Source organism: Amycolatopsis ultiminotia, from assembly GCF_039536925.1.
Classification (GTDB): Bacteria; Actinomycetota; Actinomycetes; order Mycobacteriales; family Pseudonocardiaceae; genus Amycolatopsis; species Amycolatopsis ultiminotia.
Map to the genome: position 1 here is coordinate 301,160 of NZ_BAAAZN010000004.1, position 26,545 is coordinate 327,704.

At 69.6% G+C, this 26,545-nt stretch carries 23 protein-coding genes; 9 read left to right on the top strand and 14 right to left on the bottom strand.

Annotated elements, in window-relative coordinates:
* Positions 1–13: 13 nt before the first annotated feature.
* Both ABD793_RS11830 and ABD793_RS11835 read left to right on the top strand, forming a co-directional pair.
* Complete coding sequence (locus ABD793_RS11830; protein ID WP_344858701.1) at positions 14–370, top strand: hypothetical protein; 357 nt, start codon at positions 14–16, stop codon at positions 368–370.
* A 1,062-nt stretch (positions 371–1,432) separates the two neighbouring features.
* Positions 1,433–2,734: an amidohydrolase gene (locus ABD793_RS11835; RefSeq protein ID WP_344858704.1), complete on the top strand. Its 1,302-nt coding sequence runs from the start codon at positions 1,433–1,435 to the stop codon at positions 2,732–2,734.
* Positions 2,735–4,072: 1,338 nt separating this feature from the next.
* On the opposite strand, the gene ABD793_RS11840 is transcribed toward ABD793_RS11835, so the two are convergent.
* Entirely contained in the window at positions 4,073–4,525 is a 453-nt protein-coding gene (locus ABD793_RS11840; protein ID WP_344858706.1) for a gamma-glutamylcyclotransferase family protein, read from the bottom strand.
* 130 nt (positions 4,526–4,655) lie between these two features.
* On the opposite strand from ABD793_RS11840, the gene ABD793_RS11845 reads away from it, so the two are divergent.
* From ABD793_RS11845 to ABD793_RS11860, 4 genes are all read left to right on the top strand, one after another.
* Positions 4,656–6,059, top strand: coding sequence for an NAD(P)H-quinone dehydrogenase (locus ABD793_RS11845; RefSeq protein WP_344858708.1), 1,404 nt, complete (start codon positions 4,656–4,658; stop codon positions 6,057–6,059).
* A 78-nt stretch (positions 6,060–6,137) separates the two neighbouring features.
* The gene (locus tag ABD793_RS11850) at positions 6,138–6,593 is read left to right on the top strand and encodes a hypothetical protein (RefSeq protein WP_344858710.1); all 456 of its coding nucleotides are present in this window, start codon (positions 6,138–6,140) and stop codon (positions 6,591–6,593) included.
* A 228-nt stretch (positions 6,594–6,821) separates the two neighbouring features.
* Positions 6,822–7,340 carry a hypothetical protein gene (locus ABD793_RS11855; RefSeq protein WP_344858712.1) on the top strand — a complete coding sequence of 173 codons (519 nt, stop codon included), beginning with the start codon at positions 6,822–6,824 and terminating at the stop codon, positions 7,338–7,340.
* Positions 7,341–7,421: 81 nt separating this feature from the next.
* The gene (locus ABD793_RS11860; RefSeq protein ID WP_344858714.1) at positions 7,422–8,018 is read left to right on the top strand and encodes a class F sortase; all 597 of its coding nucleotides are present in this window, start codon (positions 7,422–7,424) and stop codon (positions 8,016–8,018) included.
* Positions 8,019–8,073: 55 nt separating this feature from the next.
* On the opposite strand, the gene ABD793_RS11865 is transcribed toward ABD793_RS11860, so the two are convergent.
* The 3 genes from ABD793_RS11865 to ABD793_RS11875 form a co-directional block, all read right to left on the bottom strand.
* Positions 8,074–8,850, bottom strand: coding sequence for a polysaccharide lyase family 7 protein (locus tag ABD793_RS11865; RefSeq protein ID WP_344858716.1), 777 nt, complete (start codon positions 8,848–8,850; stop codon positions 8,074–8,076).
* Positions 8,851–9,461: 611 nt separating this feature from the next.
* Entirely contained in the window at positions 9,462–10,970 is a 1,509-nt protein-coding gene (gene glpK, locus ABD793_RS11870; protein ID WP_344858718.1) for a glycerol kinase GlpK, read from the bottom strand.
* Positions 10,971–11,000: 30 nt separating this feature from the next.
* On the bottom strand, positions 11,001–11,750 hold the full coding sequence (locus ABD793_RS11875; protein ID WP_344858720.1) for an MIP/aquaporin family protein: 750 nt from the start codon (positions 11,748–11,750) through the stop codon (positions 11,001–11,003).
* Positions 11,751–12,023: 273 nt separating this feature from the next.
* On the opposite strand from ABD793_RS11875, the gene ABD793_RS11880 reads away from it, so the two are divergent.
* Positions 12,024–13,736, top strand: a complete 1,713-nt coding sequence (locus ABD793_RS11880) for a glycerol-3-phosphate dehydrogenase/oxidase (RefSeq protein ID WP_344859214.1) — start codon at positions 12,024–12,026, stop codon at positions 13,734–13,736.
* Positions 13,737–13,742: 6 nt separating this feature from the next.
* Here ABD793_RS11880 and ABD793_RS11885 read toward each other — a convergent pair whose 3' ends face one another.
* The 6 genes from ABD793_RS11885 to ABD793_RS11910 form a co-directional block, all read right to left on the bottom strand.
* Positions 13,743–14,276, bottom strand: coding sequence for a GNAT family N-acetyltransferase (locus tag ABD793_RS11885; protein ID WP_344858721.1), 534 nt, complete (start codon positions 14,274–14,276; stop codon positions 13,743–13,745).
* A 50-nt stretch (positions 14,277–14,326) separates the two neighbouring features.
* On the bottom strand, positions 14,327–15,520 hold the full coding sequence (locus ABD793_RS11890) for a sensor histidine kinase (RefSeq protein WP_344858722.1): 1,194 nt from the start codon (positions 15,518–15,520) through the stop codon (positions 14,327–14,329).
* A 10-nt stretch (positions 15,521–15,530) separates the two neighbouring features.
* Positions 15,531–15,899: a DUF1707 SHOCT-like domain-containing protein gene (locus tag ABD793_RS11895; RefSeq protein ID WP_344858724.1), complete on the bottom strand. Its 369-nt coding sequence runs from the start codon at positions 15,897–15,899 to the stop codon at positions 15,531–15,533.
* Positions 15,900–15,915: 16 nt separating this feature from the next.
* Positions 15,916–16,470, bottom strand: a complete 555-nt coding sequence (locus tag ABD793_RS11900; protein ID WP_344858726.1) for a DUF1707 SHOCT-like domain-containing protein — start codon at positions 16,468–16,470, stop codon at positions 15,916–15,918.
* Between the two features lie 54 nt (positions 16,471–16,524).
* Positions 16,525–18,315: an acetyl/propionyl/methylcrotonyl-CoA carboxylase subunit alpha gene (locus tag ABD793_RS11905; protein ID WP_344858728.1), complete on the bottom strand. Its 1,791-nt coding sequence runs from the start codon at positions 18,313–18,315 to the stop codon at positions 16,525–16,527.
* 99 nt (positions 18,316–18,414) lie between these two features.
* Positions 18,415–18,705 (bottom strand): SAV_915 family protein, encoded by a 291-nt coding sequence (locus ABD793_RS11910; protein ID WP_344858730.1) that lies wholly within the window; start codon positions 18,703–18,705, stop codon positions 18,415–18,417.
* 50 nt (positions 18,706–18,755) lie between these two features.
* On the opposite strand from ABD793_RS11910, the gene ABD793_RS11915 reads away from it, so the two are divergent.
* Positions 18,756–19,484, top strand: coding sequence for a hypothetical protein (locus ABD793_RS11915; RefSeq protein WP_344858732.1), 729 nt, complete (start codon positions 18,756–18,758; stop codon positions 19,482–19,484).
* Between the two features lie 267 nt (positions 19,485–19,751).
* On the opposite strand, the gene ABD793_RS11920 is transcribed toward ABD793_RS11915, so the two are convergent.
* From ABD793_RS11920 to ABD793_RS11935, 4 genes are all read right to left on the bottom strand, one after another.
* The gene (locus ABD793_RS11920; RefSeq protein ID WP_344858734.1) at positions 19,752–21,092 is read right to left on the bottom strand and encodes a dicarboxylate/amino acid:cation symporter; all 1,341 of its coding nucleotides are present in this window, start codon (positions 21,090–21,092) and stop codon (positions 19,752–19,754) included.
* 91 nt (positions 21,093–21,183) lie between these two features.
* On the bottom strand, positions 21,184–21,813 hold the full coding sequence (locus ABD793_RS11925; RefSeq protein ID WP_344858736.1) for a Maf family protein: 630 nt from the start codon (positions 21,811–21,813) through the stop codon (positions 21,184–21,186).
* 1,043 nt (positions 21,814–22,856) lie between these two features.
* Positions 22,857–24,479, bottom strand: coding sequence for a DHA2 family efflux MFS transporter permease subunit (locus tag ABD793_RS11930; protein ID WP_344858738.1), 1,623 nt, complete (start codon positions 24,477–24,479; stop codon positions 22,857–22,859).
* Positions 24,460–25,086 carry a PadR family transcriptional regulator gene (locus ABD793_RS11935; protein ID WP_344858740.1) on the bottom strand — a complete coding sequence of 209 codons (627 nt, stop codon included), beginning with the start codon at positions 25,084–25,086 and terminating at the stop codon, positions 24,460–24,462. The genes ABD793_RS11930 and ABD793_RS11935 overlap by 20 nt, the downstream gene beginning before the upstream one ends.
* Positions 25,087–25,647: 561 nt before the next feature.
* On the opposite strand from ABD793_RS11935, the gene ABD793_RS11940 reads away from it, so the two are divergent.
* On the top strand, positions 25,648–26,544 hold the full coding sequence (locus tag ABD793_RS11940) for a serine hydrolase (RefSeq protein WP_344858742.1): 897 nt from the start codon (positions 25,648–25,650) through the stop codon (positions 26,542–26,544).
* The last annotated feature ends 1 nt before the right edge of the window (position 26,545 follow it).

Here is a 26,545-nt window from a genome sequence, read left to right on the forward strand (position 1 = left end):
TAGAAGGGAAGTCATGGCGAAGGTGCGGGGACTGCTGCTGGCCGGTCTGCTCGGCGTGCTGCTGACCGGGGTACTGCCGGTTTCGCCTGCCTCTGCAGCACCGGCCTTTGCGGCGCCTGCCTCCGTGTCGCCTGCCTTTGCGACCTCGGCCCTTGCGCCGCAGGCTCTTACCGCCGCGCGCATGCAGGTGACCGACCTGCGTCAGGCCCCACCGGCCGGTCCGGTCCTCGACCCATCCGAGACGGACAAGGCAAACGCGGAGAAGACCAAGAACAAGCTGGTCGCCGGCGGCGCCGCGGTGGTACTGCTCGCGATCGTCTTCTTCGGCCGCCGCCACCGCATCAAGCGCCGCAAGGCACAGGGCAGCTGAGCACCCACCCCGCCCAGCCGGGCCACAGTTCGGCACCCGCCGCCGGGTCCGCCGGATCTGCCAGGTCCGCCGGCTCCGCCGGGTTCTGCCGCACGCGACTCGGCGGTCCGGGATTTGCTGCGCCGGCGGGGCCATCACGCTGACGGCAGTGCTGGGTTCGCCGCGCGGTAGCGGACGGACCGGGATTTCGCGCTCTGCCGGGTCTTGCTGTGCGATGCCGGGTGCCGCTGCGCACTGTCGGGTTTCGCCGCGCGATGCCGGGTTTTGCCGCACTGCTCGGCAGGTCGGGATTTCCCGCGTTGGCGGGGTTGTCGCGCTGACCGCAGTGCCGGGTTCGCCGCGCGGTAGCGGACGGACCGGGATTTTGCGCTCTGCCGGGTCTTGCTGTGTGACGCCGGGTGCCGCTGCGCACTGTCGGGTTTCGCCGCGCGATTCTCGGCGTGCCGGGACTTGCCGTTCTGCGTGGTCTTGCCGTGCGCGATGCTGGGGTTTGCCGCGAGACCCCGCGCTTTATCGGGTTTGCCCGGTGCGCCGGTGGTCGGAGGCCTTGCCGCAACGCCTGGACCGCACTGATCCGCCCGCCGCTTCCCCCTCGCCGGGTTCTTCGGTGGGGCGCCGCTGATCGGCGGTCGGCCGGACGGTTGTCGCTGACCGGCCCGCCGTCGGGGATGGCTGTCGCCGGGCCGCCGGTCGCTGGGACGGTTGCCGCTGGTTGGTGGTCGGTCGTTGGGACGGTTGCCGCTGGTCGGCGGTCGGTGCTGGGGGTTGTCCGGAGCTGTGCTGGCCGTCGGTGGTCGGCGGGGTGTCCGGGGTTCGCCGTCGGGTGTGGTCCTCGGCGGAGGTGAGCGGGTGGTCCGAGGGGTCCGTTCACCCAAGCCGAACTCCGGTTCGCCGTTCAACGCAGATCCGGTACCGGCCGTCTCGGGCGCCTGCCGCGGGTGGGGCGCTTGCCACCTGCATGGTGCACGATCATCTGCAAATGCGTAAGACAGATCGAACGGCACGTTGCGTGACCCTTTGCGCTGCTGCTCGGGCCACCCGTGTTGCGGGAGGAGGTGCGGCGTGACTGTGCTGGATTCACGACCCGACGTGCCCGGCGACCCCGAAGGTGGGCTCGGCGACTCGATCGAGTCGCCGGGCGCGCTGTTGACCGAAGCCGGGGTCAGCATGGCTCCTGTGGATGATCTCGGTGCGGGCCGCGGCCCGTTCTGGCTGGACGATTGGCTGCGCGCGAACGCGGCCGACGTGCTGGCGTGGCGTCGGCACATCCACGCCCACCCCGAGCTGTCCCGGCACGAGTTCGCGACCACTGAGCTGATCGTCTCGCTGCTGCGCGAGGTGGGGTTGAAACCGTGGGTGCTGCCCGGTGGCACCGGCGTGGTGTGCGACATCGGCCAGGGCGAGCGGTGCGTGGCACTGCGCGCGGACATCGACGCACTGCCGCTCACCGAAGCGACCGGCCTGCCCTACGCGTCCACCACCGACGGCGCCGCGCACATGTGCGGGCACGACGCACACACGGCCATCCTGCTGGGTGCCGCCCGCGCGCTCGCCGGGGCGCCCGAACTGCCCGGCCGCGTACGGCTGATCTTCCAGCCCGCCGAGGAGGTCATGCCCGGCGGCGCGCTGGACATGGTCGCCGCGGGCGCGCTGCAGGGTGTCGAGCGGATTTTCGGGCTGCACTGCGACCCCCGGCTGGAGGTCGGCAAGGTCGGCACCCGCGTCGGAGCGCTGACTTCGGCGGCGGACCTGATCGAGCTGCGGCTGACTTCACCGGGTGGGCACACGTCACGGCCGCATCTGACCGCCGATCTCGTGTACGCACTCGGCACCGTGATCACCTCGTTGCCTTCGGTGCTGTCCCGGCGGGTCGACCCGCGCTCCGGGACGGTGCTGGTCTGGGGCGCGGTGCACGCGGGGGAGGCGGCCAACGCGGTCCCACAGGACGGCTTGCTGCGCGGCACCCTGCGCACTGCCGATCACCAGGTGTGGAAGGCGCTGGAGCCGCTGGTCGCTTCGTCGGTGGAGTCCTTGCTGGCGCCGACCGGCGTCGGCTTCTCGCTCGACTACCGGCGCGGCGTTCCCCCGGTGGTGTCCGATCCGGAGTCGACGGACCTGATGCGTGCCGGCGTGGAAGCGGCCGTCGGTGAGCCGGGGCTGGCGGGTACCGAACAGTCGTCCGGGGGTGAGGACTTCGGCTGGTATCTCGAACACGTCCAGGGTGCCTTCGCCCGGCTCGGCGTGTGGTCCGGTCCGCCTGCCACCCAGGCGGACATCCACCGCCCGACGTTCATCCTGGACGAGCGTGCTCTCCTCGTCGGCGTGCGCACTCTGGTGCACACGGCGCTGACCTCGCTGGCTTGAGTTGTCCACAGTGATCCGCTCGCTGTGGACAACTCAGATGGGGGATGTGTACCCCTCGTGAGGGGTCGCCGCAGAGGGGGATCACCCGCCCTTGTGGACTGTTCCACCGTTGGGGCGGGGTGTTCACAGAGGGTGGTTACCAGGTCGGCCCGGTCGGTCCTGCTGTGGCTTTGTGGACAACTTTTCTGGTGTGGTACAAGGGTTTTCGTATTTCTTGGCGAACTGTCCCCAGCCGGGACGACTCGGTTGGGTCGTGCATTGTCCACATGGTGATCGAGGCCGTGCACACGGCCCCACCGGTCCGGTGGAACAACGCCCGCCCCGGCTCCCCGACCCACTTCGTGAGACGAGTTGTCCACAGGCCCCGCGACTTGGGGACGGCGGAGCAGTTCATCGCGCAATCGATCCCCAGGACACTCCGCCCCAACACCGTTCACCTGCTGGACAGCGATCGGCCACCACCCGGTCGCCATCCCTTCCGCCAGCCGAAGCCGTCCCACCCAATGAGCAACGGCCCTGCCTTGGTGCCTTGGCGTTTAGTCCCCTGGTCCCTGGGGTCGGGTTCCTTGGTCCTTGGTCCTTGGGCCCTGGGATCGGGTGCCCTGGTCCTTGGGCCGGGTGCTCGGTGCCCCGGTTCCTAGGGCCGGGCACTTGGTGCCTGGTGTCCCGGTTCGTGCGCTCGGTGCCCGGTGCCCGGTGCCCGGTGCCCCGGTGCTTGGTGCCCCGGTGCTTGGTGCCCCGGTGCTTGGTGCCCCGGTGCCTGGTGCTCGGTGGTTGATTCCTGGGGCCGGATGCTTGGCACGCTCCGCGTACAAGAGTGCTTGAAGTCGTCGCACGAAAGGCATGGCTCCGGCCACGACCGGCGGGGTGCCCTGGCCAAGCCGCTGTCCCCTGTCCACCCGCGCGCGGGACCACCTGTGGTGCCAGGCCGTGCGGCGAGGCTGGGCCCGTTCGGGAGGTTGGGTCCTTTGGCGGTGCCGGGCTGTTCCGTGGGGCTGGGCCTGTTCGGGAGGCCACGCCCATTCGTGAGGCTGGGCCTTGCCGCGGGGGCGGGTCCGTTCGCGGAGCCGGGTTCACCTCGGAGGTCAGGCCGGTCCGGTGAGGACGGGCCCGCTTGCAGTGCTGCGGTCGTCCGCGTAGTCGAGCAACCTGACATCTCGCCCGACGGGGCGGCTGACCTGCGGTGGGTCAGTGGACCGAGGTGCCGGACCGAGTGGGTCGGAGCACCGGGCCACCTGCGTTAGGCCGACGGACCGAGTGGGGCAGTGGGCCAGGGGCCGACCTGTGGTGCGTCGGCGGAGTGAGCGAATCCGGCCGGTTGGACGGGCCGGGGATCGGTCAGCCGGTGATTCCCGTGCAGGGGCGGGTGCGCAGGTCTTCCACGTAGTCTGCCGGGGCGCCTGCTGCTTCGGCTGCGTCGGCGAGGACGCCCAGGTAGCGGGCGGAGGGCAGGCCGCCCTCGTAGGCGTCGAGGACGTACAGCCAGGCGAGCACCGAGCCGTCCATCGTCTGGACTCTGAGCCGGATCTTCGTGTGCATCCCCAGCTCGCCGCCTTCCCAGCGGTCGAGGCCTTCCTCGTCCAGCGCGGTCACGTCGTAGAGCACCACGAACACCCGGGAGGCCGCGTCCTCGACGATGGTGGCCAGTGCGCCTTCCCAGCCGAGGTCCTCACCTCCGAAGGTGAGGCGCCAGCCCTCCAGCCAGCCGGAGCTCGCCATCGGGGAGTGCGGGGCGCGCTCCAGCATCTGGGCGGGCTCCATGTTGGATCCGTAAGCGGCATACAACGGCACGGCCGACAGCCTAGCGACCCGAGCGCCGCAGGAGCGGATGCACATGCCGTGTCCGGACACTTCGCCTGTCCGCCGGGCCCGCCGCGTACCGTGAGGACCACCGCGAAGCACGTATCGAGGAGGACTTCAGGTGACCAGGATCGTGATCATGGGTGGCGGCCCGGCGGGCTACGAAGCTGCCTTGGTCGCGGCGCAGCACGGCGCCGACGTGACGATCGTCGAGCGGGACGGGCTGGGTGGCGCCTGCGTTCTCTACGACTGTGTCCCTTCGAAGACGTTCATCGCCTCGTCCGGTGCGCTCGCGAAGATGCACGACCTCGGTGAGCTGGGCATCAACACCGACCTCGCGGACACGCGCGTCGACCTGCCCACCGTGCACGGACGGGTGAAAGGTCTGGCGCTCGCACAGTCGGCCGACATCCGTGCCCGCGTGCAGCGGGAGGGCGTGCACGTGATCAACGGCGAAGCCCGCTTCTGCGACGACGAGCCGGGTCTGGCCACCCACAAGGTGGCCGTCACGCACGCCGACGGCAGCACCGAGGCACTGTCCGCCGACGTCGTGCTCATCGCCACCGGAGCCACCCCGCGGGTGCTGCCGGGGGCGGTGCCCGACGGCGAGCGGATCCTCGACTGGCGGCAGCTCTACGACCTCGGCGAATTGCCCGAGCACCTGGCCGTGATCGGCTCCGGGGTCACCGGCGCCGAGTTCGCCTCGGCCTACACCGAGATGGGCGTCAAGGTCACCGTGGTGTCCAGCCGGGACCGGGTGCTGCCGCACGAGGACGCGGACGCCGCGGCAGTGCTGGAGGAGGTTTTCTCGCACCGGGGCACCACGGTCGCCAAGCAGGCCCGCGCCGAACGCGTGGAGCGCATCGACAAGGGCGTCGCCGTGCACCTCGCCGACGGCCGGGTGATCGAGGCCAGCCATGCGCTGATGACCGTGGGATCCGTGCCCAACACCGCCGACATCGGACTCGACCGCGTCGGCATCGAACCGGGCCCCGGCGGGTTCATCACGGTGGACCGGGTTTCGCGGACCACCGTGCCCGGCATCTACGCCGCCGGCGACTGCAGCGGCGTGCTGATGCTCGCCTCGGTGGCGAGCATGCAGGGCCGCATCGCGATGTGGCACGCGCTGGGTGAGGGCGTCGCGCCGATCAAGCTCAAGACGGTGGCCGCCAACGTCTTCACCCACCCGGAGATCGCCACGGTCGGCATCAGCCAGCAGGCGATCGACTCCGGTGAGGTGCCCGCGCGCACGATCATGCTCCCGCTGGCCACCAACGCACGGGCGAAGATGGAGGGCCTGCGCCGCGGGTTCGTGAAGCTGTTCTGCCGCCCGGCGACCGGGGTGGTGGTCGGTGGCGTCGTGGTGGCGCCGTCGGCGAGCGAGCTGATCCTGCCGATCGCGCTCGCGGTGCAGAACCAGCTGACCGTGGACCACCTGGCGCTCACGTTCTCGGTGTACCCGTCGCTGTCCGGGTCGATCACCGAGGCCGGCCGCCAGCTGATGCGGCACGACGATCTGGACTGATTTCCGGCGAACGGGCAACCCGCCACCGGGACCCGCGTCTTGCGGGATGAGCAGCTGGACGTGGGAGAGAGGCCGAGGGTGCGCAAGAGGGCAGTGGTGGCGGTGGCGGCGGCGATCGGGTCGGCCGCGGTGGCCGGGCCGGCGGTAGCCGCGGCGAGCGGTGGGCAGCCGCCGGATCCGGTGACCGTGCAGCTGAACCAGGACACCGTGGCGCTGCACGGCATGGTCGACCACTACCAGCGCGGGGACACGAACGTGGCGCTCGCCGACTGCCCCGGTGCCAAACCGGGTGCGGTCACGTTCAGCTCGCCGGTGCTGAAGTTCTCCGGTTACGACTTCGGTCCGTTCATCGGCGTGAAGGCGACGGTGAGCGCGGACGCGGAGCTGGTGCCGGGGACCGCCGCCGGTCAGTACCCGCTCACCGTGACCTGCAGTGGAAAGCCTTACACCGCCACGTTTTCGGTGCCCGCCGCACAGGTGACCCAGGTGCCCGCCGGTGGTGCGAAAGCGGGAGACGGCAGCCTCGCCGAATAGCGGCCGGTCGTCGCCCAAGCCGTCGGGAATTGTTCCCGGCGGCTTTTTCGTGCGTGCTCCCCGCCTGCGCCGTTTCTCGAATGTTACCCAGGCCGGCAACCCCGCCCGGGTGTGAGACGTCTTACCAGAGTCGGAGGAAAACGCCCGGACGACAGGGGGAACTGCGGTCCGGGCGTGCCCAATCCGCTGTTCGACGATGCGGAAGATCCGTTTTCGAGGGGAACTGTCATGAAACGTATCGCACTCTTCTCCACCTTGGTGGCCGCCGGGATGTGCACTGCCGCACCGGCTTTCGCCGCCACCCAGACCAGTGGTCCGGCCGACGGCGAAGTCGGTGTCCCCAAGGCCTTCGTGCAGGTGCAGCCGTCGGCTGGGCAACCAGGGGACAACGTGGTCGTGCAGGTCGGCTGTGAGGCGTCGGCGATCTCGCACCTCACCTCGACGGCGCTCGACTTCGGGCCGTTGTACCCGGTCGGCCCGCAGCACGACCCGGCGAAGGCGCCCGTCTCGCAGGGGCAGGGGACCGTCCGAGACGGCGTGCAGCCGGGTACCTACCGGGTTTCGTTCGATTGCGGCAGTGCGGAGATCGACTCGCAGTTCACCGTGCAGCCCGCAACGCAGGTCTCGGCCGGCGCACGCCAGAGCGGGGGATCGGCCGACGGGCTGCCCGCTGCGGCGGCGGCAATGGGCGCGCTCGCCGTCGGCGGGACCGGGCTGGTGCTCGTGCGTCGACGCGGCCGCGACTGATCTTCCTTCTCCGGCCTTGGTTTCGAGGGCGGCCGGGTGGCAGGCTGCGGCCTGCGCGCGTGCCGAGCCGATAGGGGAACCATGATCAGGAGAACACTGGTTGCCGCGGTCTGTGCGGTCGCGGTGGTGGCCGCCGGGTGCGCGGCCGAGCCGGCGCCGTCCGCACCGTCCGCGCCGAGTTCGGCCGCGTCGTCCGGTCGCGTGCTCGCGTTGCCGAAGTCGACGCCGGTTTCACTGGACATCCCGAAGATCGGCGCGCATTCGAGCCTGGTGCCGTTGGGGCTCAACGCGGACAAGACCGTGCAGGTGCCGCCGGTGCGCACACCGCTGCAGGCCGGGTGGTACGAGTACGGCCCGACACCCGGCGAAATCGGGCCGGCCGTGGTGCTCGGCCACGTGGACGGCAACAAGCAAAAAGGGATCTTCTACCGGCTCAAGGAACTGCGGCCGGGGGACGATGTGACGATTTCCCGGCAGGACGGCCGCACCGCGCATTTCGTGGTGACGAAGACCGACCAGGTATCGAAGGACGTTTTCCCGAGCGACGCGGTATACGGAGACACCGACGACGCGGAACTGCGCCTCATCACCTGCGGCGGTGCGTTCGACCGGTCAGCCCGCAGCTACGTGGACAACATCCTCGTCTACGCGAAATTGATCGCCGATCGCATCGGGTGAGCATGCGGTGGAATTGCCGTGCCGGGAGGTGACACGGCAACTCCGCCGCGCCGGTTCACCCGTGGGAGACCCCCAGTGCGAAGAAGTGCACGCGGGCACCCACCGTGGAGCTGCTGCTGGTGCTCTGGTTGTAGTTCCCGGCCTTGAAGTACATCGGGTAGTCCTTGAACGACGAGTCGAGCGGCCACGTGGTCTGCTTGCCGTCGAGCACCAGTCCGATGGTGTCGCCGCCGGTCAGGCTGATCTCGTAGGACCACTTCTGTCCCAACGGCACGTTTCCCATCGGGTGCTGGGTCTGCCCGCCGTCGGGGGAGTCCTCGACGCCCATCTTGATGTCGCCGTTGGCGTAGTAGTACAGCTCCACCAGCGGTTTCGTCGAGCCGCTGCCTTCGGCGAGGTGGATCTGGCCGACGCACACGTGGTCGGGCACTTCGCTCACGTCGACCGAAGCGGTGAGCCGATGGGTGCCGGAGACCGGCCAGCTTGCCGCCTCGCCCGTCGAGGTCATCTCCCGCAGTTCGGCACGCGGGTAGTGCGAATTCGGGGTGGTGACGCCGTTTTCCGGATCCCAGAACGTCATCGAGCCGTCGGTGGAATCGGTGTAGAAGTACTTGTCCTGGAACCCGTCCCCGAGCCGGGACGCCGAGATGGTGGTCGGTTTGCCCGGTTCGCCGACCGGCTCCTGCAGCTCCCACGCGGACAGGTCGAAGTTGCTGCCGGGAGGCGCGCCGGGATCGAGCGCGGCCGCAGCGGAAGCGGGCTGGCAGACCAGCGCGCCGAGCAACACGGCGCCGGAACACGCGAAGAAACGAACCGCACGGAGCGTGGACATGGTTCTCCTTGGCCGAGTGGGAATGGGGGTCGTGATCCGGATCACCCGGCCCAGTGTGTGTGGTCTAAACCAGAATAGTCAAGAGTCCGGCACCAACCTGCCATTCCGGGGGAAATATCGGTCACGTGCGTGAATGGCGATTCGAGGTGCTGAAAGGAATACCGCTGGCCGGGACAGCGCGAGCAGGGGGTTCAGGAATGCGAACGCCTCCCGCTGCGAAGGCAGAACGGGGGCCGGAAAGGCCGCGGGGCGGACGGGCGTGGGTGGAAAGGCCGCGGGGCGGAATGGTTCGGCCGGGCGGGCAGGGAGCGGAATGCCTGGGGTGGGTGCGCTGGGGCGGAATGGGCGGGGTCGGAAAGGCCGGGGTGGCCGGGGTGGGTGCGCTGGGGTGGAATGGGCGGGGCTGGAAAGGCCGGGGTGGCCGGGGTGGGTGCGCTGGGGCGGAACGGCGGGGCCGGAAAGGCCGACGTGGGCGGGTCGGGGGCCGGAAAGGCCGTGGGCAGGCCGGAGCCGGAGAGGTCGGGATTACGGTCGCCCGGTGCACCGGGCCGCATCCATGTGCTGTGTGGGTGCAGCTGTGGATGCGGCCCAGGGGCGGCCGGTGGTGTGGATCAGTCCGTCACCCAGTCGAAGGTCTTCGTCACGGCCTTCTTCCAGTTGTGGTATTCCGACTCGCGGCGGGACTCGTCCATTGCCGGGTCCCACTGCTTGTCCTTGGCCCAGTTCGTGCGGATGTCGTCCTCGGACTTCCAGAAGCCCACGGCGAGTCCGGCGGCGTAGGCGGCACCGAGCGCGGTCGTTTCGTTGACCACCGGGCGGATCACCGGTACGCCGAGGATGTCCGCCTGGAACTGCATGAGCAGTTCGTTCACCACCATGCCGCCGTCGACCTTGAGGGATTTGAGCGGTACCCCGGAATCCGCGTTCATCGCGTCGATCACCTCGCGCGACTGGAACGCAGTGGCCTCCAGTACCGCCCGCGCCAGGTGTCCTTTGTTGACGAACCGGGTCAGGCCGACGATCGCGCCGCGGGCGTCCGAGCGCCAGTACGGGGCGAAAAGACCGGAGAAGGCGGGTACGAAGTACGCACCGCCGTTGTCCTCGACCTTGCGGGCGTGCTCCTCGATCTCCGCCGCGGTGCCGATCATGCCCAGGTTGTCGCGCAACCACTGCACGAGCGAGCCGGTGACCGCGATGGAGCCCTCCAGCGCGTAGACCGTGTCGTTCGAGCCGATCTTGTAGCAGACCGTGGTGAGCAGGCCGTTTTCCGACATCACCTTCTCGGTGCCGGTGTTGAGCAGCATGAAGTTGCCGGTGCCGTAAGTGTTTTTCGCCTCGCCCGGCGAAAGGCAGGCCTGGCCGAAGGTGGCCGCCTGCTGGTCGCCGAGGATGCCCGCGATCGGCACGCCGGCCAGCGCGCCACGCTCGCGCACCTTGCCGTATTCCTCCGACGACGACCGGATCTCCGGCAGCATGGACAGTGGAATGCCCATCTCCGCCGCGATCTCCGCATCCCACTGCAGCGTGTCGAGGTCCATCAGCAGCGTGCGGGACGCGTTGGTCGGATCGGTCACGTGCACGCCGCCGTTGGTGCCACCGGTCATGTTCCACAGCACCCAGGTGTCCATGTTGCCGAACAGCAGGTCGCCGGCCTCGGCCCTGGCACGCACGCCCTCGACGTTGTCGAGGATCCACTTCACCTTCGGGCCGGAGAAGTACGTCGCGAGCGGCAGGCCGGTCTTCGACCGGTACCGCTCCTGCCCGCCGCCGAGCGCACCCAGTTCGGCCGCGATCTTGTCCGTGCGGGTGTCCTGCCAGACGATCGCGTGGTAGACCGGCTTGCCGGTGTTGCGGTCCCACACCAGCGCCGTCTCGCGCTGGTTGGTGATGCCGACCGCGACGATGTCCGCGGGGTGCAGATCCGCCTTGGCGATGGCGCCACCGGCGACCGCGCGGGTGTTCTCCCAGATCTCCTCCGCGTCGTGCTCGACCCAGCCCGCCTGCGGGAAGATCTGCTCGTGCTCGCGCTGGTCGGAGGCCACCACCCGGCCGGAGTGGTCGAAGATCATGCAGCGGGTCGAGGTGGTGCCCTGGTCGATCGCGGCAACGTATGAGGTCATCGGTTTCTCCAGAAGGATCGGAGGGAGGCGTCAGGAAAGGTTGTGCACGGCGAGGTAGACGAGCGCGGCCACCGCACCGCCCAGCAGCGGCCCGACGACCGGGACCCACGCGTAGCCCCAGTCCGCGTCCCGCTTGCCCTTGATCGGCAGCAGGAATGCGTAGGCGATGCGCGGACCGAGGTCACGCGCCGGGTTGATGGCGTAGCCGGTCGGCCCGCCGAGCGAAATACCGATCACCAGCACCACGAACGACACCCCGGCGTAGCCGAGCCCGGAGTTGCCGAAGCTCGGCACGCCGTCCTCGCCGTTCTCGAAGACCGGGCTCAGCAGCACCCAGCCGACCAGCACGAAGGTGCCGATGATCTCGGTGACCAGGTTCCACGCCTTGTTCCGGATCTGCGGTGCGGTGGAGAAGATGCCCAGCGTCTCGCCCGGTTCCGGATGGTCGTCGAACTGCAGCTTGTAGGTCAGCCAGCACAGCACCGCGCCGAGGATCGCGCCGGCGAACTCGCCGATGAAGTAGAACGGCACGTCCGCCCACGCCGTCTTCCCGGAGATCGCGAGCCCGAGGGTGACCGCCGGGTTGAGGTGCGCGCCGGTCGGTGCCGCGATGCTGGCGCCGGCGAACACGCCGAACGCCCAACCGAAAGTGATGAACAACGTGCCTGCGTTGTGGCCGTTGTTCTTGCGGAGTACGTGGTTGGCCACGACACCGTTACCCAAGAGAATCAGGACTGCGGTACCCAGCAGCTCCCAGACGATGATCGCTCCGGCACTCACGTTCTACCTCCACACTGGACACTCTGCGCAGGGTCGATCACGCCGTGCCACGGCCACGTCGCCGACCCAGTCCGCGGCACGTTACCGGTGCGTACAAGATCGTTCCAGGCGCCGCTTGTCGCAATGTCATCACGGGTCGGGAGGGTTACGCCACACGTGTCACCTCGGGGTGAGCGCGCGATCACCGACCCGTGCGATGCTGGGGAAGGTGAGCATGAGGAGGAGCCAGTGGTGACGAGTTCCGAGCACGGTGCCGCGCGGTCCGCGGCCGAGATGAACCCGGCCCGGCTGGGCCCGCTCAGCCGTGAGGAGTCGTGGCGGCGCTTCGGCGACGAGACCTACGACCTGGTCGTCATCGGCGGCGGTGTGGTCGGGGCGGGCACCGCGCTCGACGCGGCGACGCGCGGTCTGCGGGTGGCCCTGATCGAGGCGCGCGATCTGGCGTCCGGCACGTCCAGCCGATCGAGCAAGCTTTTCCACGGCGGTCTGCGCTACCTGGAGCAGCTGGAGTTCGGGCTGGTGCGGGAAGCCCTGCACGAACGCGAGCTGATGCTCACGAAGATCGCGCCGCACCTGGTGAAGCCGGTGAGCTTCCTGTACCCGCTGACGCGCCGCGTCTGGGAACGGCCCTACACCGCCGCCGGGCTGCTGATGTACGACACGATGGGCGGCGCCCGTTCGGTGCCGGGCCAGAAGCACCTCACCCGCGCGGGTGCCCTGCGGATGGTGCCTGCGCTCAAGCGGTCCGCGCTGATCGGCGGGATCCGCTACTACGACGCGCAGTCCGACGACGCCAGGCACACCATGACGGTGGCCCGCACCGCCGCGCACTACGGTGCCGTGGTGCGGACGTCCACCCAGGTCGTCGGGTTCCTGCGGGAGGCGGACCGGATCTCCGGGGTCCGCGTGCGGGACGTCGAGGACGGCAGGGAGACCGAAATCCAGGCGGGCGCGGTGATCAACTGCACCGGCGTGTGGACCGACGAACTGCAGCGGCTCTCCGGCGGCCGCGGCCGGTTCCGGGTGCGCGCCAGCAAGGGCGTGCACATCGTGGTGCCGCGTGACCGGATCGTCTCGGAATCGGGCATGATCCTGCGCACCGAGAAGTCGGTGCTGTTCGTGATCCCGTGGCGCAACCACTGGATCGTGGGCACCACGGACACCGACTGGAACCTCGACCTCGCACATCCCGCGGCGACCAAGAACGACATCGACTACCTGCTCAAGCACGTCAACAAGGTGCTCGCCACCCCGCTGACGCACGACGACATCGAAGGGGTGTACGCGGGCTTGCGGCCGCTGCTGGCCGGCGAGAGCGAGGAGACGTCGAAGCTGTCGCGGGAACACGCGGTCGCGCGGGTCGCACCGGGGCTGGTCGCCATCGCGGGCGGGAAGTACACCACTTACCGCGTGATGGCGGCCGACGCCGTCGACGCGGCCGTGGTCGACCTGCCGGGCCGCCCGCCGTCGTCCATCACCGACAAGGTCCCGCTGATCGGTGCGGACGGCTACCACGCGCTGGTCAACCAGGCCGATCACCTGGCCGCGCAGCACGGGCTGCATCCCTATCGCGTGCGGCACCTGCTCGACCGCTACGGCTCGCTGGTGCACGAGGTGCTGGCGCTGGCCGACGACCGGCCGGAGCTGCTCAAGCCGATCGAATCGGCCCCGGACTACCTGGGTGTGGAGGTCGTGTACGCGGCCAGCCACGAGGGTGCGTTGCACCTGGAGGACGTGCTCGCGCGCCGCACCCGGATCTCCATCGAATACGCCCACCGCGGCGTCGACTGCGCCGAGCAGGTCGCCCAGCTCGTCGGCGAGGTGCTGGGGTGGTCCGCGGAGACCGCGCAGCGCGAGGTCGAGGTCTACCAGGCTCGGGTGGAGGCGGAACGCGATTCGCAGTCCCAGCCCACCGACGAGTCCGCCGACGCACTGCGGGCGGCTGCCCCGGAGGCGCGGGCGGGAATCATCGAACCGGTCAGCTGAGCAGCCTCATCCGGGTTTGCGGACCCAGCGCACCAGCGGTTCCCCGGCCGGCGACGGCTGCTCGGCCACGTCGATCCGGGTGAATCCGCACCGTTGCGCGACAATCGCGGACGCGGTGTTGCTCGCCAGATGCCGGTAGGTGATCTCGCGCAGCCCGAGTCCGCCGAAGCCGAACCGGATGGCCGCGGACAGCGCGGTGACGGCGATCCCGTTGCCGCGCTCCGCGGGATGCGTCCACACCGACGCCTCGGCGGTGCCGAAGGTGAGGTCGAGATCGCGCAGACCGACCTCACCGAGCAGCCGTCCGGTCGTCGGTTCGGCGACTGCCCATGAACAGCGTTCGGCACAGGCCCACTGTGCTGTGCGGAGCGTGACGTACTCGGTGGCCTCGTCGGGCGTGCGCAGCCGGTAGTTCAGCACGTATCGGCGGTGTTCGGGGTCCGCGAACGCCTCCATCAGCGCGGGCCGGTCGTCGAGGTGCCGGTCCGCGCGCAACTGGCGCAGGTAGTACGCGCCCGCGTTGATCTCCACGGGTTCCACCCCACGAGCGTAACCACCCCGGCGCCGGCCGTCCTGGGGAGCGAGCGGGCTCAGCCGACCGGAACCTGAACGTGTACCGAGGTGCCTTCTCCCGGCGCGGATTCGACGGTGAGGGTCCCGGCCACCTGCTCGACCCGCTGTCGCATGGCTTCGAGGCCGAACCCGGTGCCCTCACCGCGGTCCCCGGTGGCGAAACCCCGGCCGTCGTCGCGGATGTCGAGGATGGTCACGTCGTCGGCGTAGGTGAGGGTGATCCCGATCCGTGCCGCGACGGCGTGTTTTTCCGCGTTGGCCAGTGCTTCCTGCGCGACCCGGTAGAGCGTCGCCGCTGCCTCGGGGGACAACGGCCGCGCGGTGCCCTCGGTCCCGGCGGTCACGTCCGCGCCCACTCGTTCGGACACCTGCCGTGCCAGATCGGCCAGGGCCGTGGGAAGGGGCGACTCGGCAAGCGATTCCGGGCGCAGCGCCTGCACGGCGCGGCGGGCTTCGGTGAGGCTGCCTTTCGCGAGCGCGTGCACGTGGCCGAGGTGGCGTCGGCGGTCTTCTTCCGACGAGGCCTGGTCCGCGGCCTGCAACTGCGTGACGATTCCGGTGAGCCCCTGTGCCACGGTGTCGTGGATCTCGCGCGCCATCCGCTGCCGCTCGTCGAGTACGCCCGTTTCCCTGGCCTTGGCGAGAAGTTTCTCTTGCAGGCCGGCGTTTTCCGCCAGCGCGGCTTCCAGCCGGGCATTGGTGCGGCGGCGTTGTTCGTTTTCCACGCCGACGAACCACGCCGCGTACAGGATCGGCCCGAGGATGGACACGACGGTGACCCACGGTGGCGTGTCCGAATGCCAGATTCCGTTGGCCAGTAACGGAACCAGTGCCGTCGCCGCGGCCGCGAAGATGCTCCAGCGCGCCGGGAACAACACGAACGCGATCGGGTAGCCCACGGAGCCGAACGCGGTGAACGTGTCCGCCCGCGTGCCCAGCGCGGTCGCCGCGGCCAGCAGCACGACGAAGAAACCGAGGGTGAGCCACGGGTTCCGGGTGCGCCGTGGGAACAGCGGGATCAGCAGCAGCAACCACAGCGCGCTCGCCGCGGCGAGGATCAGCGTGGTGCGCCACTGCGCCGGACTGCCGTGCTCCCCGGTGCCCGCAATGACCGTGCACACCACCAGCGCCGCGATTCCGATGGCCGCACCTGCCGGACCTGCCCGCCGTTCGGCGCGGGGGTCGACGGCACCTGGGCGTAATCCGATCATGGAGCGTTCTTCAGCGCCGTCGCCAGCCGGTGAGCAGCAGGACCGCTACCGGCAGTGCGAAAATGAGGTACAGCCTGCCACGGGAGAGCACCAGGACCACGATGCTCACCGCGATCGAGAGCGGCACCGCATACTGCATTGCATACCGCGACAGTGCGCTGCCCCTCGGCTCCGGATCCGCGCTCCGCGGTGCGGCCAGCAGCGCGCTCGGTCTCGGCGACGGCAGGTCCTCGAACAACGGCAGCAGTTCGCTGACCCGCGTCGCCGCGGTGACCTTCGCCGAGCGGGTGCCGTACTCGTCGACGTCCAGTCGTCCGGTGCGCACGTGCTCGGACAGGACGTCGAGCGCGTCCTGCCGTTCGGCGTCGCTCAATCGCATGTCGGGCACGGCGGGCTCAGGGGTCCAGCCGGCGCCGCCGCCGGTACTCGTCCCGCATCTCGCGGTGCCGCTGGTGGTGCTCCAGCCGATGTTCACGGCGCCGGTCGTGGTGGTCGGAGTGATCGAAATGCTTGCCCCACAACGCCCGTCCGACGCCGCTGAGCGCGATCGGCACCAGGATCACCCAGGCCGTCGTGGTCCCGGTGGCGATGAGCGCGATCGCGGCGACCCAGATGAGCGGCAGGAACGCGGCCACGAACCGCTGTCCGCCCGACCAGTTCTGCTGGGGTGCCGCCACCGCGCCCGCCGGCTGCAGTGCCACCGGCGCTGCGGCCGGTGCCGGTGGTGCCGCCGCGGCGGGGGCTCCACCGTACGCCGGATGCGGCGCAGGCAGGTCGGCGAACATCTCGGCCAGCTCACCACGGGTCTTGGCCGCAGTGATCCGGGCGGAACGCTCGCCGTACTCGTCGATGTCGATCCGCCCCGCACTCATGTGCTCACCGAGCGCTTTCAGCGCGGATTCCCGTTCCTGATCGCTGATCCGCAGCTGCGGAGACGGAACCTCAGTCACACTGACGATGGTATGCCGCCGCGCGCCCGCGTACCCACGACATCCGGCACAACTTCAGTCTTTCAGCTCCAGCAGCTGCGTGCCCTGGGTGACCGCGGCGCCGATCTCGACCGAAAGTCCGGTGACCGTGCCCGCTTTGTGCGCGGTGACCGGATTCTCCATCTTCATCGCCTCGAGTACCAGGATCAGCTCGCCCGCCTCGACGTGCGCACCCTCCTCGACCGCGATCTTCACGATCGTGCCCTGCATCGGTGCGGTCACCGCGTCGCCGCTCACCGCGGCCTTCGAACCACCGGCGCGCTTGCGGGGCTTGGCCTTGGTCGCGGTGGCACCGCCGCCTTCCAGCGCGAAGCCACCGGGCAGCGACACTTCCAGCCTGCGTCCGCCGACCTCGACGACGACGTTCTGCCGCTGCTCGGGTTCCTCGGCTTCACCTTCGGCAGCGGTGAACGGCTCGATCTTGTTGTCGAACTCCGTTTCGATCCACCGGGTGTGCACGCTGAAGCCGTTCTCGTCCCCGACGAACGCGGGGTCGTCGACGATCACGCGGTCGAACGGCAGCACCGTCGCCATGCCCTCCACCTCGAATTCGGCCAGCGCGCGCCTGCTGCGTTCGAGGGCGTTGGCCCGGTCGGAGCCGGTGATGATGAGCTTGGCGAGCATCGAGTCGAACTGACCGCCGATCACGCTGCCGCTCTCCACCCCGGAGTCAACGCGCACGCCGGGGCCGCTCGGCGCCACGAACTTCGTGACCGTGCCGGGGGCGGGCAGGAAGCCGCGCCCGGCGTCCTCGCCGTTGATGCGGAATTCGATCGAGTGGCCGCGCGGCTCCGGGTCCTCGGTGATGCGCAGCTTCTCACCGCGCGCGATGCGGAACATCTCGCGCACCAGGTCGAGCCCGGTCGTCTCCTCGGACACCGGGTGCTCCACCTGCAGCCGGGTGTTCACCTCGAGGAAGGAGATGGTGCCGTCGGTGGCCACCAGGTATTCCACGGTGCCCGCGCCGTAGTAGCCGGCCTCCTTGCAGATGGCCTTCGCGGATTCGTGGATGCGGGCGCGCTGTTCTTCGGTGAGGTACGGCGCAGGCGCCTCCTCGACCAGCTTCTGGTGCCGTCGCTGCAGTGAGCAGTCCCGGGTGCCGACGACGATCGCGTTGCCGTGCTGGTCGGCCAGCACCTGCGCCTCGACGTGCCGCGGCTTGTCCAGGTAGCGCTCCACGAAGCATTCGCCCCGGCCGAACGCGGACACCGCTTCGCGGGTCGCGGATTCGAACAGCTCCGGGATCTCCTCGCGGGTCCGTGCAACCTTCAGACCGCGGCCGCCACCGCCGAAAGCGGCCTTGATCGCCACCGGCAGGCCGTGCTCGTCGGCGAAGGCGAGGATCTCGCCGGCGTCCTTGACCGGTTCCTTGGTGCCGGGCACCAGCGGCGCACCGGCCCGGGTGGCGATGTGCCGCGCGGTGACCTTGTCGCCGAGGTCGCGGATGGACTGCGGGCTCGGCCCGATCCAGGTGAGCCCCGCGTCGAGCACCGCCTGGGCGAATTCGGCGTTCTCGGAAAGGAACCCGTATCCCGGGTGGACCGAATCGGCGCCGGACCGCTTGGCCGCGTCGAGGATCTTGTCGATCGAAAGGTAGCTTTCCGCGGCCGTGCTGCCGCCGAGGGCGAAGGCCTCATCGGCAACGCGCACGTGTGGGGCGTCCCGGTCGGGATCGGCGTACACGGCCACGCTGCTGAGACCCGCGTCCTTGGCCGCCCTGATCACCCGCACCGCGATCTCACCCCGGTTGGCGACCAGGATCTTGGTCACCGGACCGCCCGTGCTCGCGATGTCCTGCTCGCTCACCCCGTACCTCCCGCGTTGTTCAGCGGCGCTGCTGGTCAACCGGGAGTCTACGGTTCGCCCTGTGCTCTGGGTTGAGAGCTGGACCACCCGGTCGGTTCGTTATACCGGCGCGTGGTGGCGCAGCTCGACCGGGAGCTCGGTGTCGAGCACGATCACGTCGTAGGGGTTGACCTGGTGGATGCGCGGCAGGTGCTCGGTGTTGACCATGATCCACGGCTGGTGTTCACCGCAGCAGTCCACGAGCCGGTCCAGCGCGGTGAACGCGACCAGCGCGACGCGCCCGTCCGGGGTGTGCCGCAGCTCGACCGAGGCGCCGGTGCCGCCGTCGGTGGTCGGCCCCACCGGACCGGTGGGCAGGTACAGGGCCGGGGGCAGGTTGGGGTTCGTCACCCGGACAACATAGACGGCCACGGTGCGCGAGGTCGCTTACAGTCTCGGATATGCGGACTTCGCCGAAGCGGCTCCCCCGATCCGCGCTGCTCACCGCGGTGCTCGCCGTCGTGGTGACAGCTGCGGCGCTCGTCGTGATCGTGGTGTTGCGCGCGGCGAACGATGGCTCGCCGCGGGAGCCCGGTCTCTTGCCGCTGGACACCGGAGCGGCGCAGGTCGGGACGTGCGGTACCGGCCCGTGCAACCAGCTGGCCGCGGTGACGGTCGGCGGGGTGCCGGTAGTGCTGCTCGCGGACGGCGAGGGCGGCTCGGGACGGGTGCAGATCGGCCCCCAGCCGGGCACCGAGTTCGAACTGGCGCTCACCGGCATGGGTGCGAAGCTGTCCGCCCACTCACTGCAGTGCATCGACGGATCCACGGCGGCGTGCCTGGTCCGCGGCAACACCGGCGGCGGCGGTGCGTACGGCGAACTGCTCACCGAATCCGGCGGGGTCTGGCGCGACTTCGGGAAGCCGTACTTCGCCGACGCCGGCACCGTCTCGCTGTTCGACGTGAGCGAGGACGGCCGCCCGGACGTGATCCTCGTCCGGCACGAATGTCCGCAGGCCACCCCCGGCACGCCGAGCTGCCAGGCCGCTCCGGTGCTGGCCGAGGTGTACGAGCTCGGCGGGGACCTGATGGGCTGCACCTCGACCGTGACGTCCCCGGCGAACCTGCGCGGCTGGCCGGACGTGCAGGTCCGCCGTTCCCAGCTGCACCCCTGCCCGGACGCTTCCTGAGCCCGATTCGCCTGCCGGATTCGACCGCGGCGCGCGGCGGTGGCCGGGTTCGGCCAGATGAGCCGGGCCGCGGGTCGGTTCGGCGGAGGTGACGCGGCCCGGTTCGCCGGGTGGGCCGGGGGTTGTGCGCGTGGTTGGGCCGGGGGTTGTGTGGCGTGGTTGGGCCGGGGGTTGTGTGGCGTGGTTCGGCGGGGGTGACGCGGTCCGGTTTGCCGGGTGGTCCGGGGGCGGCGTGGCCCGGTTCGGCCGGGGGCGGCGGGGTCCGGGTCAGGCGGTGGCGGGTGCGGTGCCGTCGTCGTTGTGCGCGGGGCGGCTCGTGTGGGCGTGTAGGACCTCGTCGTCGAGGAGTCCTTCGCTGCGGGCCACCACCGCAGGCACCACGATCTGGCCTGCCACGTTCGTGGCCGTGCGCATCATGTCCATGATCGGGTTCACCGAGTAGATCAGCGCCAGCCCCAGCGCCACCTGCTTGGCGTCGAGGCCGATGAACGCGGTGGTGAGGGTCAGCGCGGTCAGCCAGCCGGTGGTGCCCGCGGTGGCCAGCGCGCCGATCACCGCGACCACCACGATGCCCACGTACTGGCCGAAGCCCAGCGACACCCCGGACAGGTTGGCGATGAAGATGGCACCGATCGCGGGGAACACCGCGGCGCAACCGTCCATTTTGGTCGCGCTGGCGAGCGGGGTGGCGAACGCGGCGTACCCGGGGTCCACGCCGAGGTTCACCGCGGACTGGCGGGTGAGCGGCAGCGTCGCGGAACTCGACTGCGAGGCGAACGCAAACTGGATCGCGGTACCTGCCTTGGCGAAGAAGGTCAGCGGAGACACCCTCGCGACGAACTGCAGCAGGATCGGGTACACCACGAACAACACGAGCAGGCAGCCGACGTACACCGCGAGCGTGGTCGAGAACAGCGGGCGGAACAGCGCGTCGCCGTAGTTCGACACGGCGGCGCCGATCAGGCCGATGATGCCGATCGGCGCGAGCCGCACGATCCAGCCGAGGTAGCGCTGGATGATCTCGAACACGCTGTTGGTGAAGTCCACGAACGGCTTCGCCTTGTCACCGAGGCTGTAGGCGGCGGCGCCGATCAGCACGGCGAGGAAGAGCACCTGCAACGTGTTGCCCTCGGCGAAGGCGGAGAAGAAGTTCTGCGGCAGCAGGCCGTCGATGAACGCGTCCCAGGAACCCCAGTCGCTCACGCTCTTGGCGGCCTTGTCGGCGTTCTTGGCGGTGGCCGCGACGCCGGGACCGAGCCCGCCGACGCCGGGGTCGAACAGCTTGCCGATGGCGATGCCGATCAGCGACGCGATGAACGACGTGATCGCGAACCACAGCACGGTCTTGCTGCCCAGCCGCGCGGCGGTCCGGCCGCCGCCGAGTTTGCGCAGGCTGGTGATGCCGACCACGATCGCCGCGAAGACCAGCGGGATCACCGCGATCTGCAGCAACGTGGTGAAGATCGTGCCGATCTGGTCCAGCACTTCGGTCAGCCAGTCCGCCCCGCTGGTCCTGGCGAGCACGCCGAGCCCGGCGCCGACCACGAGCGAACCGAGGACCGCCGCGGCGAACACGCGCGGTCTGGTGTACGTCGAGACGAAGGACACGAAGCCACCCCATGGGTCGAAAAGTTCCGGTTCGGCCCGGTTCGGGCCGTTCAGAAACTCTTCCGGACCACCCGAACGAGTGGAAACCCTCTCAGGATGTGGACGGCCGCCAGAGATTCACGACGCTCACGCCCACTTCGGCAAGCAGTTGCCGCACGAGCGGCAGGCTGATGCCGATCACGCTCGACGGATCTCCCTCGACACCTTCGACGAACCAGCCGCCGAGTGCGTCGAGGGTGAACGCACCTGCTACCTGCAACGGTTCGCCGGTGGCGATGTAGGCGTCGATCTCGGTCTCGCTGGGTTGTCCGAAGTGGACGGTTGTGCGGCGGGTGCCTGCCGCTTCTTTGGTGCGCTGTCCGCCGTCGAGCCGGAACACCGCGTGACCGGTGAGCAGTTCGCCGGACTGTCCGGCCATCCTTGCCCATCGACGGCGGGCGAGGTCGGGGGTGGCCGGCTTGCCGACCATCTCGCCGCCGATCGAGAGCATCGAATCGCAGGCGACGACCACCGCGTCCGGATGGGCCGCGGCGACCTGGTCGAGCACCGCATTGCCCTTCGCCGTGGCCAGTGCGGTGACCAGTTCGTCGGGTGCCGGATCGGTGAGCGCGGCGGCGACCGCGTCCTCGTCGACGCCGGACACCACGACGGCCGGATCGAGACCGGCGCCGCGCAGCAGTGCCAGGCGGGCGGGGGACTGGGAAGCGAGAACGAGACGCACGGGGAGAAGCTACCGCGCACCTGCCCGTTGCCGAATCGTGACGTGCACGAGGCGGGTGCGGGGTTAGTTTGTTGTAGCCCGCAACATATGCCCTGCCGGGATCGGCGGTCCCGGCCGTGCCGGTGTCCGACCAGGATACCGAGAAGGGACGGGGTGCCCGATGACCGTGAGGGTGACGGAATCGACGCCTGCTTACCAGCCCCGGGTGCCGTGGTGGGCAAAACGCCGAATGCCGAAAGACCGCGAAGCCGTGCGCCCCACCCGGGCCGTCGGCTCGAAGACCTCCCCGCCCTCCCGCAGCTGACCCGATCCGCGCCAGCTCCCCAGGGCCAGCGCTGCCCCGTTGACCGGTTCCGTTGCGCGGAAACGGCCGGAGCTGCTGCAACTGGCACCGGTGGTCGGAACGCCTGGTTTGTCGAACGCCCGGCCTTCGGGAACGCCCGGCTTTCGGGAAGGCCCGGTTCCCATGGACGGTTCCCGGGAACGCCCGGCTCCCAGGGGTCTCGCCTCAGGAGCCGCCCCGCCCCAGGAGCCGCCCCGCCCCAGGGGATGTCGCGCCCTTTGCGGACATCGTGCCGCCCCAAGGGATGTCCCACCCTCAGTGGTGTCGCACCACTGGGACGTCTCGCTCCCAGGGATGTCGCACCACCAGGGTATGTCGCGTACTCAGGGGATATCGCGCCACAAAGGACGTCCCACTCCAGGGATGTCCCACCCCAGGGGTGTCGCGCCCAGGGATATCTCACCCCAGGGGATATCGCCCCGAGGGACGTCCCGCCCCAGGGGATATCGCGCCCAGGGATGTCTTTCCCTCAGGGATGTCTCGTTCCTGGGTCTGTCCCGATCTTCCGACTTTCGAATTGGCCTTGGCTGCCCGGCTTTCCCTCGACCTTCCCTTGCCTCCCGGAGTTGATCCGCCCTCCTCGAATTCTTCTCGTGCTTGCGGGTTTCGTTTCCGGTCGTCTGGAAGCGCTGCAGCTTTTCGAGCTGCCCGCGCCTTCCGGGGCCGCGCCAGACCTTCCTCTCCCTCGGTTGGGCGTGCCTCAGCCGGTTGGGGAGGGGGCCGGTTCGGCCGAGGGGGGTGAGGTGGCTGGGCGTGGGGTCACCCGGCGCAGGACCGCGGCCGACAGCACGCCGAGTACCAGTACCGCGACCGGCAGGATCAGGGTTGTTCTGGCGGCGTCGGTGAGTCCGCTGTTGACGGCTTGGCTCGCGAGCCGGCCCGCCCGTGCGGCGAGTTCGGTCGGCAGGCCGGGGATCGGCGCGGAGCCGCCGGACGAGCCGAATTCGCCGGTGGACGCCGCGGCCTGCGCGATGCCGTCGGCGAACGGTGCCCGGTACGGCTCGGGCAGCTGTGCCGCCGCAGCGGCCGCCTCGTCGGTGATCGACGCGCTGATCCGCGCCTGTAGCAACACCCCGATCGCCGCACTGCCGAGCACACCGCCGACCTGGCGGGCGGTGTTGAAGATGCCGGACGCGGTCCCGGTCAGCTGCCGCGGCACCGACGCCATGGTGAGGTTGCTCATCGGCGAGAAGATGCAGCCGACGCCGAGGCCGCACACCAGCAGGGCCGGGATCAGCGTCCACGGACTGGTGTCCGGCCGGGCCTGTATTGCGATGATGCCGATGCCGAGTGCGAGCAGGGACAGCCCGGCCATGACCAGATACTTGCCGTTGACCCGGTCCGAGGCCCTTCCCACGAACGGTGCGATCACCCCGGACAGCAACGACATCGGCGCGGTGAGCAGTCCGGCCATGGTCGGGCTCAGCCCCAGCACCGTCTGGATGTAGATGATCAACGGCAGGAACATGCCAGTCATGGTGAAACCGACAGTGGTCGCGGTGAGCGTGCCCGCGGAGAAGTTGCGGTTGCCGAACACCGCCAACGGCACCAGTGGTTCGCTCCGGTTGTAGCGCTGCCACAACACGAACGCGATCAGCAGCAGCACGCCCGCGCCGATGATCTCGGGCACGGTGATCCCGCCGAAGACGGCGCCCCAGTCGTACTGCTGACCGTTCTGCACGCCGAACACGATGCAGAACAGGCCTGCCGCGGACAGCAGAATGCCGATCAGATCGAACGAATGCGAGTTCTTCGGCTGCCAGTCGGGGACCAGCGCGACGGTGAGCACCACTGCGATGACGCCGATGGGCACGTTGACGTAGAAGATCCACTCCCAGCCGAGGTGCTGCACCAGCACGCCGCCCAGCAGCGGTCCGGTGATCGTGGCAAGGCCGGCGACCCCGCCCCATGCGCCCATTGCCGGACCACGTTTGGCAGGCGGGAACAGGTGCGTGATGAACGCGAGCGTCTGCGGCGTCATCAACGCGGCACCGAGGCCCTGTACGGCACGGGCGGCGATGAGCATCTCGACGTTGCCGGACAGCCCGCACCACAACGAGGCGGCGGTGAACACGACGAGCCCGGCGAGGAACACCCGCTTCGGCCCGAACCGGTCACCGAGCCTGCTGGTGAACAGCATTGGTACGGCGTAGGTGAGCAGGTAGACGCTGATCACCCAGACCACCGAGTTCAGCCCGGCGCCGAGCTCGCGCAGCATGGCGGGCACCGCAATGGACACGATGGTGGTGTCGAGCAGGATCATGAAGAAACCGAGGCACAGCGCGCTGAGCGCGGCCCACGGGTTAACCGGTCTGGCGGGCATGACCTTCCTTGACGAGGTTGAGATCTGGTTTGGGGGTGCCGTCGCTGGGGAACGGGATGCGTCCGCTGGACAGGTCGGCGTGCAGCCGCCGGACCCAGGCCAGTTCGAATTCCCGGTGCGCGGCCGCGTACCGGACGTCGAGCCAGTAGGCCTCCGGCGTCCCGTCGGTGCGGAGCCTGCCGAGGATCACCTCGTCCGCCGCGACCGCCGCGCGCAGCCGCGTGATCCGGTGTTCCAGTTCCAGGAGCGAGGTTTCGTGGCCGAGGTCGTCGATGGCGGCGAGGCCGCTCAGCAGCTCCGGGTACTCCGGGGCCACGTCGCCGAGCATCTGCCGCGCACGTTGCACGAAGGCGTCTTTGCCTGCCGGGGTCATCGCGTACACCGTGCGCTCGGGGCGGCGCCCGTCGCGCTGTGTCTCGGTGACCTCGACGAAACCATTGCGCAGCAACCGTTCCACTGTGTGGTAGAGCGAGCCTGCCTTGAGCTTCACGCGGTCGTCCACGTACCGCTCGCGCATGAGCTGCGCCATCTCGTAGGGATGCATGGGCTTCTCGTGCAGCATCTCGAGCACGGCGACCCCGAGCGCGGTCAGCTTGGTCGAGATCATCGTCGTTCGCTTCCTCCGGTGGCGGGTGCAGCGGGTGCGGGGCTGATCCTTCTGGGTGGTCCAGAACGGCTATTCCGCATGGACTATACGGGGCGGGACAAGGTTGGGCCAGTGTGGTCTTCGCTGGTGAACGACCTGTCGCTGACCGTGACGGGTGTTGCGGATAGTGGGAGAAGGATAGGCGAGGTGTCTGACAAAAACGGCGATCGCCTGTTCGAACGGGGTTCCGGGGCGGGCGGGTGACCCCGGAGCTGGTTCCGCTGTGCCGGGTGCCGGGTGCCGGGTGCGGGGTGCGGGGCTGCTGTGCCGGGTGTCGCTGTGCCAGGTGCCAGGTGGTGGTTGCCGGGCGCCGGGGTGCCGCTGTGCCGGGTGTCGTTGGTGTGCGCAGTCGCCTCTGGCACGGGATGCGGTTGCGGGGGATCGGCCATCCGGCCGATCTGCGGGCCTGTTCCGGCCGGGTTGTCCGCCGGTCGGCCGGAATGAACCGGCTCATCGGTCGATACCCGTGATCCCGGTCCTGAATAGCTTCGGATTGCTCGCATTTCCGGCGGAGGTGGACCGTTGCCCAGGCAGTTCGGACAGGTGAAGGTGCGCGTGGGGATCGCCGCGCTCATCGTGGCGGGAGGTTTGCTCGTGGCGTTCGCCGTGCACGGCGGATCCGGCAGCGGTCACTGGCGCGCAGGCTGCGGTTCGACTCCGGCCCCGGCGGCGGACAAGCATGCGAGTGCCCTTGCCGAAGCCAGGAAAGCATTGCTGAGCAAGGGGAACGATCCCCGTCTCGAACTCGAGGTCGTCGATCTGGACACGTGCGCGGTGGAGCTGAGCTGGAAAGCCGATCGGCCGCTGCCCACCGCGTCGGTGGTGAAGCTGCTCATCGCGCTCGATCTGATCGACAGTTCCGGGGTGCCCTCCGGCAGCGACGCGTCGGCTGTCAGTGACATGCTCTCGGCCAGTGACGATCAGGTCGCCAGCCGTCTGTGGCAGGAGAACGGCGGGCCGTCCATCGTCGAGCGGCAGGCCGGGAAACTGGGGCTCGCAAACACTTCGCCGCCCACCGATACCGGACAGTGGGGCTCCGCCCGGATGTCGCCTGCCGACGTCCTCACGGTCTACCGGCACATCACCGCGGAGCTGCCCGACGAAGAACGCGACTTTCTCACCGAGGCAATGGAAAGCGCCCCACGCAACGCCGCCGACGGTTTCGACCAGCACTTCGGGATTCCACGTGCATTCGAGGGCGCGGACTGGGCGGTGAAACAGGGCTGGGGCAGCTCCGGCGGACGGCGGGTGCTCAACACCACCGGCCTGGTCCGAACCGAGTCCCGGACCTTCGCCGTCTCGGTGATGACCACCTGGAGCAAGACCGTCGACTGGACCACCGCAACCACGGCACTCACCACCGCCACCAGCGCGCTGAAGGGCTCGCTCGCCACCAGCACCAACGGCCGTCTGCGCTGAC

Bases quoted from the DNA above. Each gene is read 5' to 3' on its own strand.
- ABD793_RS11830 (WP_344858701.1), top strand. From the start codon at position 14: ATGGCGAAGGTGCGGGGACTGCTGCTGGCCGGTCTGCTCGGCGTGCTG.
- ABD793_RS11855 (WP_344858712.1), top strand. From the start codon at position 6,822: ATGAAACGTATCGCACTCTTCTCCACCTTGGTGGCCGCCGGGATGTGC.
- ABD793_RS11860 (WP_344858714.1), top strand. From the start codon at position 7,422: ATGATCAGGAGAACACTGGTTGCCGCGGTCTGTGCGGTCGCGGTGGTG.
- ABD793_RS11865 (WP_344858716.1), bottom strand. From the start codon at position 8,850: ATGTCCACGCTCCGTGCGGTTCGTTTCTTCGCGTGTTCCGGCGCCGTG.
- glpK (WP_344858718.1), bottom strand. From the start codon at position 10,970: ATGACCTCATACGTTGCCGCGATCGACCAGGGCACCACCTCGACCCGC.
- ABD793_RS11880 (WP_344859214.1), top strand. From the start codon at position 12,024: ATGAACCCGGCCCGGCTGGGCCCGCTCAGCCGTGAGGAGTCGTGGCGG.
- ABD793_RS11890 (WP_344858722.1), bottom strand. From the start codon at position 15,520: ATGATCGGATTACGCCCAGGTGCCGTCGACCCCCGCGCCGAACGGCGG.
- ABD793_RS11895 (WP_344858724.1), bottom strand. From the start codon at position 15,899: ATGCGATTGAGCGACGCCGAACGGCAGGACGCGCTCGACGTCCTGTCC.
- ABD793_RS11915 (WP_344858732.1), top strand. From the start codon at position 18,756: ATGCGGACTTCGCCGAAGCGGCTCCCCCGATCCGCGCTGCTCACCGCG.
- ABD793_RS11930 (WP_344858738.1), bottom strand. From the start codon at position 24,479: ATGCCCGCCAGACCGGTTAACCCGTGGGCCGCGCTCAGCGCGCTGTGC.
- ABD793_RS11935 (WP_344858740.1), bottom strand. From the start codon at position 25,086: ATGATCTCGACCAAGCTGACCGCGCTCGGGGTCGCCGTGCTCGAGATG.